The organism is Halomonas sp. AOP7-B1-5 (assembly GCF_052353045.1).
Classification (GTDB): Bacteria; Pseudomonadota; Gammaproteobacteria; order Pseudomonadales; family Halomonadaceae; genus Vreelandella; species Vreelandella colorata.
The window spans coordinates 13472-32887 of record NZ_JBQTDC010000034.1 but is presented as its reverse complement, the minus strand read 5'-3'; the positions used below and the strand labels follow the sequence as shown (position 1 = coordinate 32887).

At 55.8% G+C, this 19416-nt stretch carries 14 protein-coding genes; 3 read left to right on the top strand and 11 right to left on the bottom strand.

The features are described from left to right. Window positions 1-29 precede the first annotated feature (29 nt). Entirely contained in the window at window positions 30-1664 is a 1635-nt protein-coding gene (locus ACT3XD_RS15275) for an NAD+ synthase (RefSeq protein ID WP_192539810.1), read from the bottom strand. Window positions 1665-1792: 128 nt separating this feature from the next. Between ACT3XD_RS15275 and ACT3XD_RS15270 the strand changes: the two genes are divergently transcribed. Next, the gene (locus ACT3XD_RS15270; RefSeq protein WP_192539208.1) at window positions 1793-2065 is read left to right on the top strand and encodes a PP0621 family protein; all 273 of its coding nucleotides are present in this window, start codon (window positions 1793-1795) and stop codon (window positions 2063-2065) included. Here ACT3XD_RS15270 and thiO read toward each other — a convergent pair. Next, window positions 2062-3162, bottom strand: a complete 1101-nt coding sequence (gene thiO / locus ACT3XD_RS15265) for a glycine oxidase ThiO (RefSeq protein WP_192539206.1) — start codon at window positions 3160-3162, stop codon at window positions 2062-2064. The genes ACT3XD_RS15270 and thiO overlap by 4 nt on opposite strands. 101 nt (window positions 3163-3263) lie before the next feature. Between thiO and ACT3XD_RS15260 the strand changes: the two genes are divergently transcribed. Next, window positions 3264-3794: a GspH/FimT family pseudopilin gene (locus tag ACT3XD_RS15260; RefSeq protein ID WP_192539205.1), complete on the top strand. Its 531-nt coding sequence runs from the start codon at window positions 3264-3266 to the stop codon at window positions 3792-3794. A 2-nt stretch (window positions 3795-3796) separates the two neighbouring features. Here ACT3XD_RS15260 and trxB read toward each other — a convergent pair whose 3' ends face one another. After that, window positions 3797-4747 (bottom strand): thioredoxin-disulfide reductase, encoded by a 951-nt coding sequence (gene trxB / locus ACT3XD_RS15255; RefSeq protein ID WP_192539204.1) that lies wholly within the window; start codon window positions 4745-4747, stop codon window positions 3797-3799. A 224-nt stretch (window positions 4748-4971) separates the two neighbouring features. On the opposite strand from trxB, the gene acnA reads away from it, so the two are divergent. Further along, a complete protein-coding gene (acnA, locus tag ACT3XD_RS15250; protein WP_192539203.1) occupies window positions 4972-7719 on the top strand; it encodes an aconitate hydratase AcnA in 2748 nt (915 codons plus the stop codon). Window positions 7720-7779: 60 nt separating this feature from the next. Here the strand turns inward: acnA and ACT3XD_RS15245 are convergent, their stop codons facing one another. From ACT3XD_RS15245 to tssA, 8 genes are all read right to left on the bottom strand, one after another. Beyond that, on the bottom strand, window positions 7780-9459 hold the full coding sequence (locus tag ACT3XD_RS15245) for an NAD-dependent malic enzyme (protein WP_192539202.1): 1680 nt from the start codon (window positions 9457-9459) through the stop codon (window positions 7780-7782). 259 nt (window positions 9460-9718) lie between these two features. Continuing rightward, a complete protein-coding gene (locus ACT3XD_RS15240; RefSeq protein ID WP_192539201.1) occupies window positions 9719-10930 on the bottom strand; it encodes a YeeE/YedE family protein in 1212 nt (403 codons plus the stop codon). Window positions 10931-11023: 93 nt separating this feature from the next. Continuing rightward, window positions 11024-12031 (bottom strand): phosphotransferase enzyme family protein, encoded by a 1008-nt coding sequence (locus ACT3XD_RS15235; RefSeq protein ID WP_192539200.1) that lies wholly within the window; start codon window positions 12029-12031, stop codon window positions 11024-11026. 54 nt (window positions 12032-12085) lie between these two features. Beyond that, the gene (locus tag ACT3XD_RS15230; RefSeq protein ID WP_192539199.1) at window positions 12086-13099 is read right to left on the bottom strand and encodes an AI-2E family transporter; all 1014 of its coding nucleotides are present in this window, start codon (window positions 13097-13099) and stop codon (window positions 12086-12088) included. 374 nt (window positions 13100-13473) lie between these two features. After that, window positions 13474-13659: a hypothetical protein gene (locus ACT3XD_RS15225; RefSeq protein ID WP_192539198.1), complete on the bottom strand. Its 186-nt coding sequence runs from the start codon at window positions 13657-13659 to the stop codon at window positions 13474-13476. A 53-nt stretch (window positions 13660-13712) separates the two neighbouring features. After that, on the bottom strand, window positions 13713-14297 hold the full coding sequence (locus tag ACT3XD_RS15220) for a GNAT family N-acetyltransferase (protein WP_192539197.1): 585 nt from the start codon (window positions 14295-14297) through the stop codon (window positions 13713-13715). Then, window positions 14281-17931, bottom strand: a complete 3651-nt coding sequence (tssM, locus tag ACT3XD_RS15215) for a type VI secretion system membrane subunit TssM (protein ID WP_192539196.1) — start codon at window positions 17929-17931, stop codon at window positions 14281-14283. Before tssM ends, ACT3XD_RS15220 begins: the two co-directional genes overlap by 17 nt. Window positions 17932-17972: 41 nt before the next feature. Beyond that, window positions 17973-19415: a type VI secretion system protein TssA gene (gene tssA, locus ACT3XD_RS15210; RefSeq protein ID WP_192539207.1), complete on the bottom strand. Its 1443-nt coding sequence runs from the start codon at window positions 19413-19415 to the stop codon at window positions 17973-17975. Window position 19416: the final 1 nt, after the last annotated feature.

Here is a 19416-nt window from a genome sequence, read left to right as displayed (position 1 = left end):
AGCCTTTTGCGTTGGATCTGGCGCTATGCTTAGTCGCCCGGCTGCCAGCCGTTAACGATCGGGTAGCGGCGGTCGCGTCCGAAACCGCGCGATGTTACCCGCACGCCAACCGGGGCCTGCCGACGCTTGTACTCGCAGCGGTCTACCAGTTTGACCACCTGGTAAACGTCTTCAGCGTCAAAACCGGCGGCAATAATCGCTTCAGCGCTCATATCGCCTTCGATGTAGCTCAACAGGATGGCGTCGAGCACGTCGTAATCCGGCAATGAATCGCTATCCTGCTGGCCGGGCGCCAACTCTGCGCTGGGTGGGCGCTCAATAACGCGCTCAGGGATCGCCGGAGACTGGGTGTTGCGCCAGCTAGCCAAACGGTAGACCCAGGTTTTATAGACATCCTTGAGCGCATTGTAGCCACCCACCATATCGCCGTAGAGCGTAGCGTAGCCCACCGCCATTTCACTCTTGTTGCCGGTGGTCAGCACCATCAGGCCCTTCTTGTTGGATAGCGCCATCAACAGCACACCCCGGCAACGCGACTGAAGGTTCTCTTCAGTAGTATCGCGCTCGGTGCCGGCGAAGCTTTCCGAAAGCGTCGCCATAAAGGCATCAACCATAGGCTCGATGGGCATCACTTCGTAATGCACGCCAAGCATTTCCGCCTGCTGGGCGGCGTCCTGCTTCGAAATATCCGCAGTGTAATGATACGGCATCATCACCGCCTGCACCCGCTGCGGCCCCAACGCATCTACAGCAATTGCCAGGGACAGCGCTGAGTCGATACCGCCGGAAAGCCCCAACACCACGCCTTCAAAGCCACTTTTATTGACGTAATCGCGAAGCCCCGTTACCAGCGCGCAGTAAAGGCTCTCTTCCGGCTCTACATCCGGTTCGATTTCACCGGCCTGGGGCTCCCAGGTAGACGCGCTGGTCTGCAGCAGTTGCACCGGCATCAGGCCTGCCTGCCAATACGGGGCGAGAACCTTTAGCTCGCCATTGGCATCCACGCACTTGGAGCCGCCGTCAAATACCAGCTCATCCTGGCCGCCAATCGTGTTGACATAAATAATTGGCCGTTTGACGTCCTGGGCACGCAGCTCCAGCAGGCGTAGTCGCTCACCCGGCTTGTCCTGGTGGTAAGGGGAAGCGTTCAGGCTGATAAGTACTTCCGCCCCAGCGGCCGTTGCGGAGCGTACCGGCTCGCTTTCCCACAGGTCTTCGCAAATCAGCAGCCCGAGCTTGGCGCCTTTATGCTCATACACCAGCGGCTCAGTGCCTGGGGTGAAATAGCGCTGCTCATCGAATACCTGATAGTTGGGCAGCGCCTGCTTGGCATATTCGGCTTCCCACTGGCCGTTATACAGCACGCCCGCCAGGTTATAGCGCTTGCCTTCGCGCACGCCGGGATAGCCTATGATGACCAATACGTCGCGAGCGACTTTTTCAGCCATTTTGGCCCGCGCTTCGCGCAGCCGGGTCTCCATAGAGGGGCGTAGCAGTAAATCTTCCGGCGGGTAGCCAGATAAAAAAAGCTCAGGGAAGATAACGATATCCGCCCCATGCTCAATGCGCGCTTCGCGCACAGCTTCAATAGCACGCGCCGCATTGCCGGGAATATCCCCGACAAGCGGATCGAGTTGGGCCATTACCAGCGTTAAGTCTTGCATGGGCGTTAAAATCTCTTGAGAATCTTTGGAACATTGTCACGTCAATGCATTGTCCCGCAAGGACCGCCTGCTGGCAAAGCCCGCACCGGCATTGATCACTTCATCTCCGCTTAGGAGGGCCTATAAGGATGAACCTGTTGATCATTCGCTTAATTATTTTCGCCGTACTGTTCTATGTCGGTCTGAAGCTTTACGGCATGTATCGCCAGCATAAACTTGCCCGTGATGAGCAGCATGGCGCTTTAAAACGTCACGAGGGCGGCCAGATGGTGCGCTGCCGCTGGTGTGATGTCCATGTGCCGGAAACCGAGGCGCTGCGCGACCATGAGCAGTGGTTCTGCTCAAGCGCCCATCGCGACCGCTACTTTCAGGAGCAGCAGGATAAAAACGGCGGCGCTTAGCCTCCCAAGTGCGCCCGGGTCGGCAGGAAAGGCGCTGGGTCAATTAACGGCTCCCGGCCAAGCAGCTGATCGGCCAGCAAATGGGTAGAGGCTGGCGCCAACACTAGCCCATTACGGTAGTGCCCGGCGTTAACAAACACATTGGGCTGCTCTGGGAGTGCACCGATAAACGGAATGCCGTCAGGTGAGCCGGGGCGCAGGCCCGCCCAGTGGTAGGCAACCGGGCAGCTTGCCAGCGCCGGCACGATACGCTCGGCGCTTTGCTTTAATGAAGCCAGCGCCTCTGCATCGGTGGTTTTATCAAACCCCGCCTCTTCCAGCGTAGAGCCGACCAGCAGCAGACCATCGCTACGTGGAATCACATAGCGGCCGTCTTTCAGCACCACCCGCTGCACAAGTCCTGGGGGCGTCTGGTAGGCAATCATCTGGCCTTTCACTGGGCGTACCGGCAGGTGCACGTCAAGGGTTGGCAGTAGCTTCGCGCTCCACGCGCCACCGCACACCACCAGCCGCCCGGCTTCAAAGGCTCCTTGCGAGGTGTTAACGCCGACCACTACTCCATCACGACGTAGAAAGTCGTGCATCTCGCAGTGTTCCTGTAGCGTCACCCTCGGCATGGTGAGTAATTTGGCGCGTAACGCCTGACCAAGCCTTGGGTTTCGTACGCTGCCCAAGGTGGGCATCCACAGCGCATTTTCATGGGTAATGGCAACGTCAGGCTCTTTTTGATGCACGAAATCGGCATCTACCTGCACCAGAGGCTTACCCACCTGGCGCGCCCAGCCTAGCGCGCGCTCCTCGTCATCGACATTTAAATAGAGCAGGCCTTTCTGGCGGTACTCGGGGTCGATGCCGGTCTCTTCAAGTAAACGCAGTGCCAGGGTCGGGTACGCTCCTTCTGACCAGCGTGAAAGCTGCGAGATGGGCGGCGCATAACGCCACGGATAAAGCGGTGATACAATGCCGCCACCCGCCCAGGAGGCTTCTTTGCCACAGGTGCCACGCTCAATAATCGTGACGTGCTGACCGGCATCGGCTAACTGAAGCGCGGTCAGCATGCCGATAACACCGCCGCCAATAATTAGAAAATCGCTCACTCACGTTGCCTGCTTTGGCTTGCTTAATGGCCGACACACAGGCCGGATAGGACGATGAGCATAGCGAGGAGATTGGGCAGGTCAAGCGACAGGGAGAGTACATGACGCATCGCCATACCGAATATCCGCTCAGGGCGAGAGGATTTACCCTTATCGAACTGCTGGTTGTGCTGGTGTTGGTAGGCGCGCTGGCGGTTTGGGGTGTGCCACGTTTTCAGTCATTAGGCGAGCGCACAGCGGTCACGAGTGAAGTAAACCGGCTGCAAAGCGCGCTGTCACTGGCCCGAAGTACGGCAATTACTCAGCGAGGGGATATAACGCTGTGCCCGGCCAGTACCAATTACAGCACCTGTCTAAGCGACTGGAGCGGCGAGCTGATGATCGTCAATGGCGATAAGACGCGAGATATCAGTCAGGACGAGATCGTGCGGCTGTTTCCGCCCACCAGCGGTGTGGACGTGAGCAAAAACGGCCATGCGCGGATCAAATACACGTCGCTTGGGCATGCCACGGGATTTAACAGTACGTTTTCGATCTGCCCCCGGCACGCAGCCGGTCGCACGCAAGGGGCAGATCTGGTACTCAGCGTGCTAGGCCGGGCCAGGGTGGTCGAAGCGCCTATCGACTGTTAGCGCTAGGCGATACCGTCCAGATAACGCTCGGCATCCAGCGCCGCCATACAGCCGCTACCCGCAGAGGTAATCGCTTGGCGATAGATATGATCCATCACGTCGCCACAGGCAAACACACCGGGCACGCTGGTTGCAGTGGCATTACCTTCAAGCCCTGAATTCACCTTGATATAGCCACCGTTCATTACCAGCTGGCCTTCAAAAATGCCGGTATTGGGATGATGGCCAATGGCAATAAAGAGCCCTGGGGCCTGAATTTCTTTTACCGTGCCGTCCAGCGTTGATTTCAAGCGTACGCCGGTAACGCCTGTGTTATCGCCCAGCACCTCATCAATTTCCTGGAACCACTCAAGCGCAATGGTGCCCGCCTCGACTTTTTCGAACAGCTTATCCTGCAGGATCTTTTCGGCACGCAGCGAATCGCGACGGTGTACCAGGGTAACTTTCGAGGCGATATTGGAAAGATACAGCGCTTCTTCCACCGCCGTATTGCCGCCGCCAACCACGATGACTTCCTGGTTACGATAGAAAAATCCGTCGCAAGTTGCACACGCCGAAACGCCCTGGCCCATAAACTGCTGTTCAGACGGCAGGCCGATATAACGCGCGCTGGCACCGGTTGCCACAATCAACGCGTCACAGGTGTAGATGCCGCTGTCGCCCTTGAGGGTAAACGGCTTCTCATCCAGGCTGACTTCATTGATATGATCGAACAGCACTTCGGTATTAAAACGCTCGGCGTGCGCTTTCATCCGCTCCATTAGCTCAGGGCCTTGTACCCCTTGGTCATCGCCTGGCCAGTTATCAACGTCTGTCGTGGTGGTTAACTGGCCACCCGCCTGCATTCCGGTAATCAGCAGGGGCTTTAAGTTAGCCCGTGCTGCATACACGGCCGCTGTGTATCCCGCCGGGCCGGAACCAAGAATAATCAAACGTTCATGACGCGTTTCCATGACACCACCTTGTAAAATCTAGCTGATAAAGTCGCAGAGAGTTTGCCTGAAATGGCGCCAAGTACAAGCGATTGCAAGGTTAAGCGTTGGCTATTAGGCGAAGACACCTTGAATCAGCCTTTATAAACACCCATGTCCTACTACTATGTAAGCCATACTAAAAAGGAAGACAGTGACCGTCGCGCTAAGCGAAATGCCGCGCAACGCAATAAGAGGAGAAAGGCATGAGTAATACACCCGATACACTGCAAACGCTGGATGTGGGTAGCCAGCAGTACCGCTACTATAGCCTTCCCAAAGCCGCCGACGCGCTTGGCAATATTGACCGGCTTCCCAAGACGCTAAAGATTCTACTCGAAAACCAGCTGCGTTTTGCCGATGACGAAAGCGTTGACCAGGAAGATATGCAGGCGCTGGTCGACTGGCAGAAAGAGGGCAAATCCAGCCGTGAAATCGGCTACCGCCCGGCTCGCGTATTAATGCAGGATTTTACCGGCGTACCCGGCGTGGTCGATTTAGCCTCCATGCGCGCAGCGGTAGAAAAGCTCGGCGAAGACCCCGCTCGCATCAATCCTCTTTCTCCGGTTGATCTGGTAATCGACCACTCGGTCATGGTCGACAAGTTTGGTAATGCCACGGCGTTTGAAGAGAACGTCGACATTGAGATGCAGCGCAACCGTGAACGCTACGAGTTTCTGCGCTGGGGCCAGCAGGCCTTCAATAACTTCAGCGTGGTGCCGCCCGGCACCGGTATCTGCCACCAGGTCAACCTTGAGTATTTGGGCCGCAGCGTGTGGACCAAAGAAGAAGATGGCACCACCTTTGCCTACCCGGATACCCTGGTAGGCACCGACTCTCATACCACCATGATCAACGGCCTTGGCGTACTCGGCTGGGGTGTAGGCGGTATCGAAGCCGAAGCAGCCATGCTTGGCCAGCCGGTCTCCATGCTGATTCCCGAAGTGATCGGCTTCAAACTGACCGGCAAGCTGCGTGAAGGCATTACCGCGACGGATCTGGTACTGACCGTTACCGAAATGCTGCGCAAAAAAGGCGTTGTGGGTAAGTTTGTCGAATTCTACGGCGACGGCCTCAAAGACCTGCCCCTTGCCGACCGCGCGACGATTGCCAACATGGCACCCGAATACGGCGCCACCTGTGGTTTCTTCCCGGTCGATGATGAAACGCTGAACTATATGCGCTTAACCGGCCGCGAAGATGAGCAGGTCGCGCTGGTAGAAACCTATAGCAAAACCCAGGGGCTGTGGCGTGAGCCTGGCGACGAGCCGGTGTTCACCGATACCCTACAGCTTGACATGACGGAAGTGGAAGCAAGCCTTGCGGGGCCCAAACGCCCGCAGGACCGCGTTGCCCTAAAAGATATGGCCGCGGCTTTTGATAAAATCATGCAGGAAGATGCCAAGGCTCAGCCCACCACGGAAAAAGGCAAGTTCGACTCAGAAGGTGGGCAAGCGGCCGTAGGCATTGAGCGCAGCCTTGAAGGTAATTTCAAGCATGCCAATAGCCAGGACGTCACGATTGGCGATCAGGCCTTTAGCCTTGATCCAGGCGCTGTGGTCATTGCCGCCATCACCTCGTGCACCAATACGTCTAACCCTAGCGTCATGATGGCTGCTGGCCTTCTGGCTCGCAAAGCGCGAGAAAAAGGCCTGGCTACCAAGCCTTGGGTGAAAACCTCGCTGGCCCCAGGCTCCAAGGTGGTCACCGATTATCTGGCGGCGGCCAACTTGAACGAAGATCTAGACGCTTTAGGCTTTAACCTGGTCGGTTATGGTTGCACAACGTGTATCGGTAACTCAGGCCCGCTGCCTGAGGCGATTGAGAAAGCCGTCAACAAGGGTGATTTAACCGTGGCCTCGGTACTTTCGGGCAACCGTAACTTCGAAGGCCGTGTTCACCCGCTGGTCAAAACCAACTGGCTCGCCTCGCCCCCCTTGGTAGTTGCCTATGCGCTGGCAGGCAACGTTCAGCGCGATTTAACCAAAGACCCCTTGGGCGAAGACAATGACGGCAACCCGGTTTATCTAAAAGATATCTGGCCGTCTCAAGCCGAAATTGCCGAAGCCGTTGAAAAAGTAAATACCGAGATGTTCCGTAAAGAATACGGCGAGGTATTTGAAGGCGATGAAACATGGCAGGCGATTAACGTATCCGAAAGCCAGGTTTATCAGTGGCCTGAATCTACCTACATTCAGCACCCGCCTTTCTTCGAAGGTATGGGCCGCGAACCCGACCCCATCGAAGATGTGAGCAATGCCCGCGTTCTCGCCATGTTGGGCGACTCGGTAACCACCGACCATATTTCACCCGCCGGCGCTATCAAACCGGATAGCCCCGCAGGCCGCTACTTGCAGGAGCATGGAGTGAAACCGGTCGACTTCAACTCCTACGGCTCGCGCCGGGGTAATCATGAAGTCATGATGCGCGGCACCTTCGCCAACGTGCGTATCAAAAACGAGATGCTGGATGGCGTGGTCGGGGGTGAAACCCGCTATGTGCCCAGCGGCGAGCAGATGTCGATTTACGATGCCGCCATGAAATACCAGGAAGCAGGCACGCCGCTTGTCGTGATTGCCGGTAAAGAGTACGGCACCGGCTCTTCGCGCGACTGGGCCGCCAAAGGAACACGCTTGTTGGGCGTGCGCGCCGTCATTGCCGAGTCGTTCGAGCGTATCCACCGCTCCAACCTGATCGGCATGGGCGTGGTACCGCTGCAATTCCCGGAAGGTGAGACGCGTGAAACGCTGGGATTAACCGGTGATGAGGAAGTATCGATTGCGGGATTAAGTGATTTAAGCCCCGGCAAAACGGTCCAGGTCGTGATCAAAAACGGTGATAACGAACGTACCGTTGATGCCAAGTGCAGAATTGATACGGTCAACGAGCTGGCTTACTACCGCCACGGTGGTATCCTTCACTACGTGCTGCGCAAAATGATCGGCGCAGCCTAAGTAATACCTACCAATGCTTGCATGCCCCCACCTCGGTGGGGGCTTTTTTTTGCCTATTCCTTAAACGGCACGGCGACGATAGGTACGATACTCAGGCGACCAGCTCGCTTTCTCGATAGCTTCACGTAGCTTGGTGCCGCTGGTCGTCAACGCAACGCCATTATGTTGGGCGGTGGCGGCAACTTCGAAGGCAATCGACTGGCTGATTTCCCGAATACGCGAAAGCGGCGGCAACAATGCGCCTCTGCCCTCTTTAACGATCGGCGCTTCACGCGCCAGCGCCCGCGAAGCGCTCATCAGCATCTCGTCGGTAATCCGGTTCGCGTTGGCGGCAATTACGCCTAACCCAATACCCGGGAAGATATACGCATTGTTGCACTGAGCAATCGGATACGTACGGCCGTTATACACCACCGGTGCAAAGGGGCTGCCGGTAGCGACCAACGCCTGACCATCGGTCCAGCGAATCACATCTTCGGGCACCGCTTCTGCCTGAGAAGTCGGGTTGGAGAGCGGCATGATGACCGGGTGCTCGCAGCCTGCGTGCATGGTTTTCACTACCTGCTCGGTAAAGATACCGCGCTGGCCACACACACCAATCAATACCGTCGGCTTCATCTGGGCAATGGTTTCTTCCAGGCCCTGGCCATTCCACTCGGCGACCAGCGACGGGTCATGCGCCAGGCGGCGCTGGAAATCACGCTGCCACTCCTGATCTGAAGTCATCAAGCCTTCGCGGTCGACAACGAACACTCGCGCCCGCGCTTCGCTTTCCGTCAGGCCTTCAGCTTCCATTGCGACCACAACCTGCTCGGCAATCCCGCAACCGGCAGAACCACCGCCAACGAATACCACACGCTGCTGAGCAATGGTCTCTTCACGCGCCTGACAGGCCGCCATGAGCGTTCCTACGACAACAGATGCCGTGCCCTGAACATCATCGTTAAAACAGCACAGCTCGTTGCGATAGCGCTCAAGCAGCGGCACCGCATTCGCCTGAGCAAAATCTTCAAACTGCAGCAGCGCATTGGGCCAGCGACGTTTTAGCGCTGAAATGAACTCCGCCATAAAGGCATCGTACTCTTCCTGGCCTACCCGCTTATGGCGCCAGCCCATGTACATGGGGTCATCCAGCAGTGCCTGATTATTGGTGCCCACGTCGATCATGATCGGCAGGGTATGCGCGGGGCTAATGCCACCACAGGCGGTATACAGCGCCAGCTTACCAATCGGGATGCCCATGCCGCCGATGCCCTGATCGCCCAGACCCAGGATACGCTCGCCGTCGGTTACCACGATCACTTTAACGTTATCTTTAGTGGCGCTGCGTAGCATGTTATCCATATGCTCGCGATCCTGGTAGCCGATAAACAGGCCCCGGTGATTGCGATAAATATTGGAGAATTCCTGACACGCCTGACCAACGGTAGGCGTATAGATAATCGGCAGCATCTCTTCAAGATGCTCAGATACCAAGCGGAAGTAGAGCGTTTCGTTGTCGTCCTGAATGGCGCGCAGATAAATATGGCGTTCAAGATCGCTATTGCACTGCTGGTACTGGCGATAAGCGCGTTCTAACTGATCGTCAATGGTTTCGACATTTTGCGGCAGTAGGCCAATCAGGTTAAACGCCAATCGCTCTTCTTGAGTAAACGCGCTGCCTTTGTTCAATAGTGGCATTTCAAGTAAAGAAGGACCGGCGTAAGGAATATATAAGGGGCGTTTACTCGTCGTGGACATAGGCGCTCTCATTCGGGTCGAATTCTATTGCAATGCAGCAACGCTGGGCGTTGGCGGCGTTTGCCAATAATGTAACATGCTAGTACGACAAAGGTGGAAGTGACACATCGATTACGATAAAAAACGCCCCGGCTTTGGGCCAGGGCGCAGGGCTTAAAGCAGCTTTTAAATGGTTTTAAAACAGTTTTTAAAACGGTTCTTAAAACGGTATTTCAAACAGAATTTAAGACAGAATTTAAGACAGTAATTGCACAAGCGATTAACTCGTTTTGGCAACCGGCTTACGACCTTCCACACCGCCGAAAAAGAACGGGCGCAGCTTAACGCCGAACATATTGCCCGCAAACGCCGCAACCAGCCATACCCAGCCGTGCAGGCTACCGGAGGCGATACCGCCAAAGTAAGCGCCAATATTGCAGCCAAACGCCAGGCGCGCACCATAGCCCAGCATTAGCCCACCGATGACTGCCGCCAATAACGAACGCAGCGGAATTTTAAAGTTAGGCGCAAAACGACCGGCCAAATGCGCGGCGGCCAACGCCCCCAGCATAATACCAACGTTCATCACCGTGGTGATATCGCTCCATACGCTGGCTTCAAGTGCTGCAGCGTTACCTTGGGACTGCCAATACCCCCATTGGCTAACATCACCGCCCACCAGTTCAAACCCTTTGGCGCCCCACAATGCAAAGGCCGAGGTAATGCCCCACGGGCGGCCAGCCAGTGCCAAGGTAGCAAAATTCAAAAGCGCCAAGGCAACCGCCCCGGCTAACAGTGGCCAGGGCCCGGTTAGCCAGCGTTCAACACCCGGCTTTTCAACCACCGGTGCTCTTTCCAGCTGACCGTGGCGGCGCTTTTCCATCACCAGCGTAAAGGCAGCGATGGCGGCAAACAGCACCAGACTGATCGCTATCCCACCGCCCGTACCGGCAATATCAATCAACGAGACCGGCTGAAAGGCAGGTAAGCTCTGCCACCACGCAAAATGCGCCGTACCAATGACCGAGCCCACGATAAAGAACACCAGGGTAATCAGCATGCGCGCATTGCCGCCACCCGCCGTAAATAGCGTCCCCGAGGCGCACCCACCCCCTAGCTGCATGCCTAAACCAAACAGAAACGCGCCAAACAGTACGGAAATACCAATAGGCGATACAAATCCACGTACTTCAGTGCCAAATAAGGTACCGGCGCCCAGCGCGGGAAAGAACAGCACAACGGCAACCGCCAGCATGACCATTTGTGCACGCAGGCCACGCCCACGCCGGTCGGTAATAAATACTCGCCAGGCGGCAGTAAACCCAAAGGCTGCGTGGTACAGCACCATGCCCAATAAACCGCCCACAATCATCAGTAGCCCGGTATTAGCGCCAAATACCACGCCTATCACTAATGCGCCGAGTACGATTGCCGCCGTGGCAATCAGCGGCACCCGATAGCTGGTGGTCGCCGCGGGTGTTATCGTTGACATACAGTCACCTTCATCTTTTCAACGCCAAAAGCGCCTGCAATCAATCAGGCGCTATGGTCAATGTGGATAATGGCGATAAGCTTAACGCCGCGCTCAGATAGAAGCTAATACATCGCAAGATCTAGCGCGCAAATACTGGCGGGCTAAATGAGCGGTCCCCTGAATATATCCCTTGCCTAATTCGTGGGCGGTGGGGCTTTCTGCATGCGTTGCCAGCCAGGCACTCAGCATAATGCGGCGAAGCATAATAAACGTATCCAACGCGGCGACGTCTTCCTCCTCGAACGTAGCCATGCTTCGATAGCCTCGGACCCACGCATCGCGCAATTCGGGCACCATGGGATTGAGCTCGTGAAAACTGATCGCGGCGGCAAAGTCATAGGCGTACCAGCAAAAGCCACTGTCGTCGAAGTCGATCACCGTGAGCCGGTCGTCACTGACTAATAAATTCGCTAGCCGCAAATCCCCATGTACCAGCCCATAACGGTCTCCCCGATCACCATATTCTGCTATAAGCGCATAAATATGCTCGATGGCCTGATGGATGTCGCGTTTATCGTCACGCGTAATACCGGGCGCTTCTCGCCAATCACCCCACAACCCATCAGGCGCAATCATGGTGTCGAGATGCCAGCGTTTACGCGTAAAATCTTTGGGTGGCTGCCATGCTTTACTGTGCTTATGTAACGAGGCCGTGACGGCGCCCAGCGTTGCAAACCAGTTAGGCAGCTCTTGCCCAACATGGGGTTCATGGCCGCTCACATACTCAAACGCTACCGCGTGAAACTCGCGATTATCCGTATGGATGCTTACGACAGAGTTTTTACTAGTGGAGCTAATTGGCCGCGGCGTGTGAATATTACTGGAGTCACGCAGGGCATTAATCCAGGTAATTTCGGACTCGATCTCCCGCCGCTCGTGATACCCAGGGCGGTTAACGCGAATTACCCTTTTGTCACCGGTGTGCGGGTCCTCGGCAACGAACGTGGCATTTTCCGATGTGGTCAGCAGTTCAACTCGGGTGTCATGAGACATCTTCCAAACATCGAGCGATTGGTAAATTCCCGACTTGAATTCATCGATCAATGCTTGTGTATACACCTACGCCTCCCTTCACCCGGTTTGTTAATGTGCAGCACACGTTGATATGCCTGCCTACGACGCCTCTTCTTCTCGCGTGACGTAGAGTCGGTTGACCATTACAAACACCACAACGGTCAGCGGAGCCGCCAATAACAGACCCGCGATGCCAAATAGCGTACTGGCGGCAAACAGTGAAAACAGCAGTATTGCAGGGGGGAGGTTAACAGCGCGCTGCTGAACCAGCGGCTGTAAAATGTTGCCTTCAATTTGCTGAATAATCGTGTAGGCAATCAATACAAACAGTGCCGTTTGAGGGCTGACCGTATAGGCAAGCAAGAGCGCGGGAATCGCCGCGACAAGCGGCCCCACCAGCGGCACAAAATCCAGTAGCCCGGCAATAAGCCCCAGCCCCAGCGGCGCCGGAACATCCAACAACCACATGCTGATACCCACCAACAGCCCGGTGACCACCATGGCCACTAACTGCCCGCCCAGCCAGAAACGCAGCGCCTTACCGCTATCGTCAAGCGCCTCTCCCAAACGTGGGCGGCTTTTAATCGGCGCAAGCAACAATAAGCCACGGCGGTAAACATCCGGCTGCGCCGCAAAATAAACCATCCCCACGATAAGCGCGAAGAAGTTGACCACGCTCCCCCCCATCGAGACGACGACCATGCCAATTTGAGAAATGCCGTTCCCAAACATGCTGCCTGCTCGATCAGCGGCGTTATCCAACAGCGGCGCCAGCGATGTTCCCTCAATACGCTCCTGCAACTGCGCCCAAGCATCGGGCAGCAATGAGGTCAAGGCTTCCAGCTCGGAAGAAACCTGCGCCCCAAACGCCCAACTGATCAACCCCAAGACCACTATCAAGCCAATAATAACGGTTAACAGCGCAAGCCAGCGGGGCGCGCCCAACCGCAGCAGCGGCGCCATACAGGTTTGCAGCACACAGGCGCCCACCACCGCACCAAAAATCAAAATAAGCAAACCAACAAGCTTCCAAAGTACTAACGCCACGACCCCCAGCATTAATACAATCAGCGCGTACTCCGTAAACGTCCGTTGTCGATCAGTGGTGTGCATTCACTCTTTCCTTTGTTGATGCGTTGCTATCGCCAAGCCCTAGGCACGCTTGATGACACGCCTAGCTTGTGTGAGAAGCACTATAGATCATTAGACGCTCTAGATATTTATATTCTGTTCTGCGCTTGGCGTGCTTTAAAGGGGTATGTAGGATAAATGCCAAGTGGAAGAAGCACCGTTACTTCAAAGCGCTTTTCAAGGTTGTCCATTTTGATAAATATATCGCCGCACTGATAGGCCGCTAAGTTCAGGCAAGATGCGTTTCGCTAGGCATTCGGCATTCGGTGTATCGGCAGGTACGGTAGAAACGTACCTACTGCATCAGTAGAGCCGGGTAATCTAAGGGCAAAAAACAATCGGTCCTATTCACTACCTTAAGTGCCCCCGCCGCTACCACTGCCGATGACGACACCTCCACGGTTCACCGAATGCCCTGTTAATCCAACGAGTTTACCGTCCACGAAAATTGTGGCGGAGGCACTGCCTGCGATGACAGATGAGGGAGCATAACCGTGGTGCTCAGTACCAATGTCCTCTACCGATACAAATTCCTTGCTCATATTGAGTGCCCCTTTTTCAAGCCAGGGTGTGTAGTTAACATCCTTAGATCATTTTATTCATCCCACTGGGCGGGCGCCTCAAAGCTTGCAACGTTATCGGCATCTACGTGCATGCGCTGAAAGCCTGCCGCTTCGAGGCTTGAAACGGCTGAGGCGCACTCCAGCGGTAAACGTACCTGTATGGGTACGCCATACAGTGTGCGCTTGGCCGCCTGAAGTAGCCGCGTGCCGTGGCGGCTACCTTTCCAATCACTATCGATAAAGAAAAAGCGTAGTTGCCAGGCGGCTTCGTCATCGGGGCGGCACGCCAGCAACATGCCCAGCGGTGGCCCTTCACCATGGCGTAGCGCCAGTAGCCTGCCTTGCCAATGGGCAACCTGCTGCTGCTCACGCTGAAGCCAGACCTGACGATGAACAGTAAATTCCAATGCACGCCTGAGCGTATCCAGGTACGCCTTGTCACGAATGACCCAAGGTGAATGACCGCGCGCATCGGCTTGGTATACGGCTTCAATAAAGCAGTCTATATCTTCACTCTGTGCTTCCACCAAGTGCTGAACCGCGGACTGCAGCACCGAGCGCTGGGGACGCTCGGCACGTGATGGAAGCGAAAAAACGCGTTTAAGTATCGTTAGCATACGTTTCCTGCTCCGCATAGAGGGCCGATGGCAGCTGAAAGCCCGCTACCAACGAACGGCTGAAAGGATTTTGGGCGCCGTTCGTGCCTAGGCGATAACGCATGCTGCCCCCATCTACCGTAAAGCGAACCTCAAGGTTGCGTTCATCCTCACGGCTTAATTCAGCTTCATCCAGCAAGCGGAACCATGCCCAAGCGCCATCGCGAGATATGCTGCGTGGCGAGCGATTGATTTGGCTGGGCACCAACGTGATACGGCTATCGGTGCCGCCGCGCAGCGCATTGGGCCAGATCATCGAAACACGACTTGCCGCACTGTGCGTGTACTCGATCAGTTGCCCATCAACGCTGATAACGCTGCGCCGCTTATCCGGACTCAAACTGATCGGCTCTAGCGCAAACTCAACGTCCAGTGCACCATCTCGATCAAAATAGGCGCGCTGAATTTTTTCGGCGCGCTCAACTGCCACTAAAACGCTTTCACGTAGCAAGGAATTTCCCTGAGCATCCACCAGATACTCGGGGGCGCCCTCAATAAAGGGTTTGAGGTTGTCTTGATAGAACGTATCCAGAATGCCCGAGGGCGCGAAAAAATCCTCAAAATCATTCAGTGCCACATCACTGGATGCGTTGGGCACCAATGGATAACGGCCTGCCAACTGGGTCTGATAAGGTGCTACCACCGCATCCAGCCATAAAGTTTCCAGATGACTGATCGCGCGCGCCATGATGAGCTGCCAGCTCTGATCAGCTAGGCTTTGCAGCATGCTGGCTACCGGCTCAGGTGAGTTTTCAGCGATGCGTTGCAGATTATGGATGGGGTCGCTACCGCGCAGGGAAAGCCTATCGCGTGCTTGGAGGAAAGCTGCCTGACCTGAGTCCCCCGCCTCTTCAATATCCAGCAGGTAGTCACGCAGTTCTGCAATGGCCTGTTTGATTTCGGAAAGTTCTACCGCGCTGCTGCCGTTCTCCTGGGCAAGCTGATTGATAGCCCTGAAGGGCTGCTCGATAGCATGCGCCATCTGGTAGCGTTGCGAGTTTTCCAGCGCTTCACGCGCTGCTTCGTCATCCGCGGGAAGCTCCGGATAGAGGCTTGTATTGCCCTCCACCTCGGCCAACAGACGATCAAGCGGCCGCTGAGAGCCTGCCAACGCATCGGCAACCACAATCGCTTGACGAATATCGGGCAGCGGAACAAGGAAGGTATTACTCAAGGCATCACGCCAGCTTACGTGGTAGTCGCTGGTATAGTGCTCGCGCAAGTCATCCTGCAACTGGCGCTGATCAGCGCTGCTGAAGTTGATATTGTCACGCTGGCCTAATACCCATAAATCAATAAGCGCAAGCTCGGTGGCCTGGTCCAGCTGCTTGAGGAACCCATTTTCAAAGCCGTTCTGGGTAACGAAATGAGGCAGCTGCAAATAGGCAGGCTCGTCGTTTCGCGCCATGAAGACCGTGTTGAACATGCTGCCTACGCCGTGACGCAAATCCAGTGCATCGTTTTGACGCTGACTGTTGGTCTTCATCGTGGCATACACACGCTCGTCCATCGGCTGGCGCGACAGTTCTTCCTGTGCAGCGTTCAAGCTACCGCGCAACGGAGTCATCGCAATTTCAGCCTGGCGGTCACCCTGCGCAATTCGTCCTTCTAAATCGCCATAGCGTAGCGCGTAGTCCAGGTGCGCCAGCAAGTCATCCTGAACAGTACCTTGATGAGGGAACAGCAGTTGCCAACGGCGCTCCATAAAGTCGTGTACGCGCTCAGGTTGACGACCACTGGCATCGGACATCATGCGCACAATCCTCAATAGCGCCAGCTTGCCGTTGCTGCCCTCCGCTTCACGGTTCATATCGTCAACAATGCCCAGCATGATGGCGGGCAGGAATTGATATTCCAGCATGGCCAGATAGGCATTCTCGATTTCTCCACCAACAAAATGGCCCTGATAAAGCCCCATGTCCGCCAGAAAGGGCGAATGTGTCCGAAAATCGCCAAAGGTCTGCAGCGCATCGCGCAGACGATTCAATGGCTCGAGCATTTCATAGCCCGTCGGGTCGTCGTTCTGGAAGGTGTCTGGCTGCGCGGCAATAAAGGATTCCATGCGCTGCTCGACGCTTGCCAATGCAGCAGAGTTTTTCTGGTAGAAGTAGCTCCACCCACCGATAAGCAAGACGCTGCCGGCGATGCAGGTAAACACGCACGCCTGACGTACTTTCTGGCGTTGACGCATCACCTTGGCGTTATCCCCGGCAAGCCCTGCCTCCGGATAAATGACCTTTTCAAACAACTCTTCGGTAAAGTAAAGCGCATTGCGCGCCGCACGGTGGGCCGGCTGTACGCTGTCTGACATGCCATAACGGCGTGCGGCGGCATCCACAAAGGGGTCTTCGGGTACGCCCTGTTGGTATACCGATGTGAAGTACGTACCACGCACAATCGCGGCGGTTGAGAACTGATCGCTGGAAAGAATGTCGTTCAGAAAACCAAAAAGCACATCGCGCAGGCCAGCCAACTGACGCACAAAGCGGAATATGGACTCGCGTTCCTCACGATCACGGCACTCGGCAAGCATATTGGGCATGAGACTGTTCAAGCGCTCCAGCATGCTGTCATAAGCACCCAAGAACTCTTTTTCCCACTGCCCGGCCGAATCTATCGACTCAGGGGAGAAAGTAAATCCTAGCGGTGCCTTACGCTCGGCACGCGAGTAGCGACGGAAAAAGTCATCAAAGCCATGCAGCAGGTCCATTTTGCTGAACGTGACATAAACCGGCAGCCTCGAACCATGGCGTTCCATAAGCTCACGCAGACGGCTACGCAGCAAGGCAGCATACGCCTTGCGGATTGTGACCTGAGCATGGCTCAACCGTGCCAGATCCAGTACCAGCACGACACCATCCAAGGGGCGCTGCGTCCGGTTACGATCCAACCAGTCAACAAAATGATCCCATAACCGGCTCTGCAGGGCCTGAGGCTCGCCTTCTTCCAGAGCGCCCTGGGTCAGCAGCTCGCCATCGGGGTCAATCAAGACAGCCTTGTCGCCGATCCACCAGTCAAATCCAAAAAGCTGCTTCTTGGCTTGACGCCCGGAAGCCTTCATCACGTGAGTGAGCGTGAAGTTTTGCCCAGAACGGTTGATCAGGCTGGTCTTGCCTGCATTCTCGACCCCCATCACCAAATACCAGGGCAGTCGATAACGCCCTCTTGAGCCCGCCCCCAGGCTATCGATGATCTCGCTGAGCACCTGATTCAAGGATGCTTCCTGACGCTCGACTTCGGCAAGAATGGGGTCTTCGCTGCGTGCTGCTTCGCTCTGCTGTTGGGTATCCACCTCCTTCAAACGACGTGCAAGACGAATCCCCCATATCACGGCAACGACCGCCACAAGCACAACCGTTGCCAACCATCGATTGGTCAAAGAGGCTAACGGGTAGTGATCACGAAATGACCACCCGGGACCAAACCACCAAATGGCAACGAGCAGTAACGCTGCCAGTAACAGCCATATCACCGAGGATGCTTTAGTTAATCCCTTTACCCGGTTACCGCGTGCCTTCGCTTGATTATGAGCACTTTGTGCCCGCGAAAAACCGGGCACCCAGCGGCTCAACCTGGATTTTATCGTTGTCCACATGCGCCTTTAGTCCTCGTCCCTAGTGGTCATATTGGTTTACGTTATACGGTTAGCGATGATTGCAGCCGAGACACCAGGCCTGGCTCCCACTGTTCAAGCGCCAGCGTGGTCACCGTGTCGTATAACGTTTGATAGTGCTGGTGTGCCAAGCTCTTCAAACCGGCCTTTAGTAAAAGATCCGCGCTGGCAAGCCGCCAATACACCGCTTCACGCGGTGAGCTGGCGCTGGCAAGCCCATGATCCAGTTGTTGCAACGCGACGGCCAACCCTTCGTTATCAAGCGCCTCTAGTGCTGCCTGATAGCTCTCCTGCCAGACATCACCCTGGCCAGCGGGGGTTGCTGCGGGCGTCGCTGACTGGTGTAACCAACGCTGCGTTTCTTCTTCTACAAAAGGCGTACCGTCGTTAAACGTCAGTTCTTCAATACCGGGTAAGCGGGAGACAAAACGGCGCGTCTCTTCACTGATGGCATCGGCACAGCGCGAATGCCCAAGGTGTTGAGCAAGTTCAGCACTCAGGCGATGTCCTTCAAGCCAATAAGGACTAACCGCCAGACTGTTCTCTATTCTTTGCCATAGCGCCAGATCACCTCCCCGCGACAAGCTATCGCGATATTCTGCGACACGATCCCCCGATACGGGCGCCAGCTCAGTACGCCCACCGTTACGCGACATGGGCAGCGCCTGGATGACGCCCCAGACGGCGTAGCGGCGGAGCCGGTAAACCAGTGGTTCACCAGGTGACTGCTCGGCCAAAAAATCCGCCATTTTAAGAATCGCCTGCCGATTAGCCCGCTCATTACCCGACTCCATGCGCACTTCGGGCAGTTTTGCTGTGGGGGCCGATGCCTCTTGTGATGCCTGCTCTTCTGCAGATGTCGAGGGCGGGTCGCCAGCACTGGGCGAAGTATTCGTGGCAGACGTGCCTTTAGCCGGCTGCAGGCTTTCAATTTGCCGCTGCAACTCATCAAGCGCCTGATCTGGTAATGCTTTCTCCGTTACAGCTGTACGCAACACCGTCAGCGCGTTGATGCAGTGCTGATATGTTTCTTCGTCGCCAATACGCACACTGCTCGCCAGCTTGGCCGTACGCTGGGCAATTTGCTGGAACAAGCGAGGGCGCATCTTGGCGCCGCGCGGGCCTGTAAACGGATAGGCAACGTCCCACCATACGGTCAAGCACTGGCTCAGCAGTTGCAGCGATAGCGTAAACCGTCGGGCATTGCCCTCTTGCTGCAAACAGTGCAGTAGATGGCTTAATACCTTCGCGTCCTTGCCTTGCTGGCTTAACATGTCGATAGCCAGCGTTTCGGCCGTTGCCCAATCAACCTCACCATGCTGAAGCGAGCCAATTTTCATCATTTCCGCTTCGAGCTTTAAAAAGCTGCTGCTTTCTTCAACCGGCTCCCCTACCGCATGACCTTCGGCATTCTTCTCTAACGGAGCCAGCAAAGGCGCAAGCTGCTCTGTATCGGTAATACGCATC

What these genes read in the sequence shown, in the direction of transcription:
- ACT3XD_RS15275 (WP_192539810.1), bottom strand. Translation starts at nt 1,664, where the DNA reads ATGCAAGACTTAACGCTGGTAATGGCCCAACTCGATCCGCTTGTCGGG.
- ACT3XD_RS15270 (WP_192539208.1), top strand. Translation starts at nt 1,793, where the DNA reads ATGAACCTGTTGATCATTCGCTTAATTATTTTCGCCGTACTGTTCTAT.
- ACT3XD_RS15260 (WP_192539205.1), top strand. Translation starts at nt 3,264, where the DNA reads ATGACGCATCGCCATACCGAATATCCGCTCAGGGCGAGAGGATTTACC.
- trxB (WP_192539204.1), bottom strand. Translation starts at nt 4,747, where the DNA reads ATGGAAACGCGTCATGAACGTTTGATTATTCTTGGTTCCGGCCCGGCG.
- acnA (WP_192539203.1), top strand. Translation starts at nt 4,972, where the DNA reads ATGAGTAATACACCCGATACACTGCAAACGCTGGATGTGGGTAGCCAG.
- ACT3XD_RS15245 (WP_192539202.1), bottom strand. Translation starts at nt 9,459, where the DNA reads ATGTCCACGACGAGTAAACGCCCCTTATATATTCCTTACGCCGGTCCT.
- ACT3XD_RS15240 (WP_192539201.1), bottom strand. Translation starts at nt 10,930, where the DNA reads ATGTCAACGATAACACCCGCGGCGACCACCAGCTATCGGGTGCCGCTG.
- ACT3XD_RS15230 (WP_192539199.1), bottom strand. Translation starts at nt 13,099, where the DNA reads ATGCACACCACTGATCGACAACGGACGTTTACGGAGTACGCGCTGATT.
- ACT3XD_RS15225 (WP_192539198.1), bottom strand. Translation starts at nt 13,659, where the DNA reads ATGAGCAAGGAATTTGTATCGGTAGAGGACATTGGTACTGAGCACCAC.
- ACT3XD_RS15220 (WP_192539197.1), bottom strand. Translation starts at nt 14,297, where the DNA reads ATGCTAACGATACTTAAACGCGTTTTTTCGCTTCCATCACGTGCCGAG.
- tssM (WP_192539196.1), bottom strand. Translation starts at nt 17,931, where the DNA reads ATGTGGACAACGATAAAATCCAGGTTGAGCCGCTGGGTGCCCGGTTTT.
- tssA (WP_192539207.1), bottom strand. Translation starts at nt 19,415, where the DNA reads ATGCGTATTACCGATACAGAGCAGCTTGCGCCTTTGCTGGCTCCGTTA.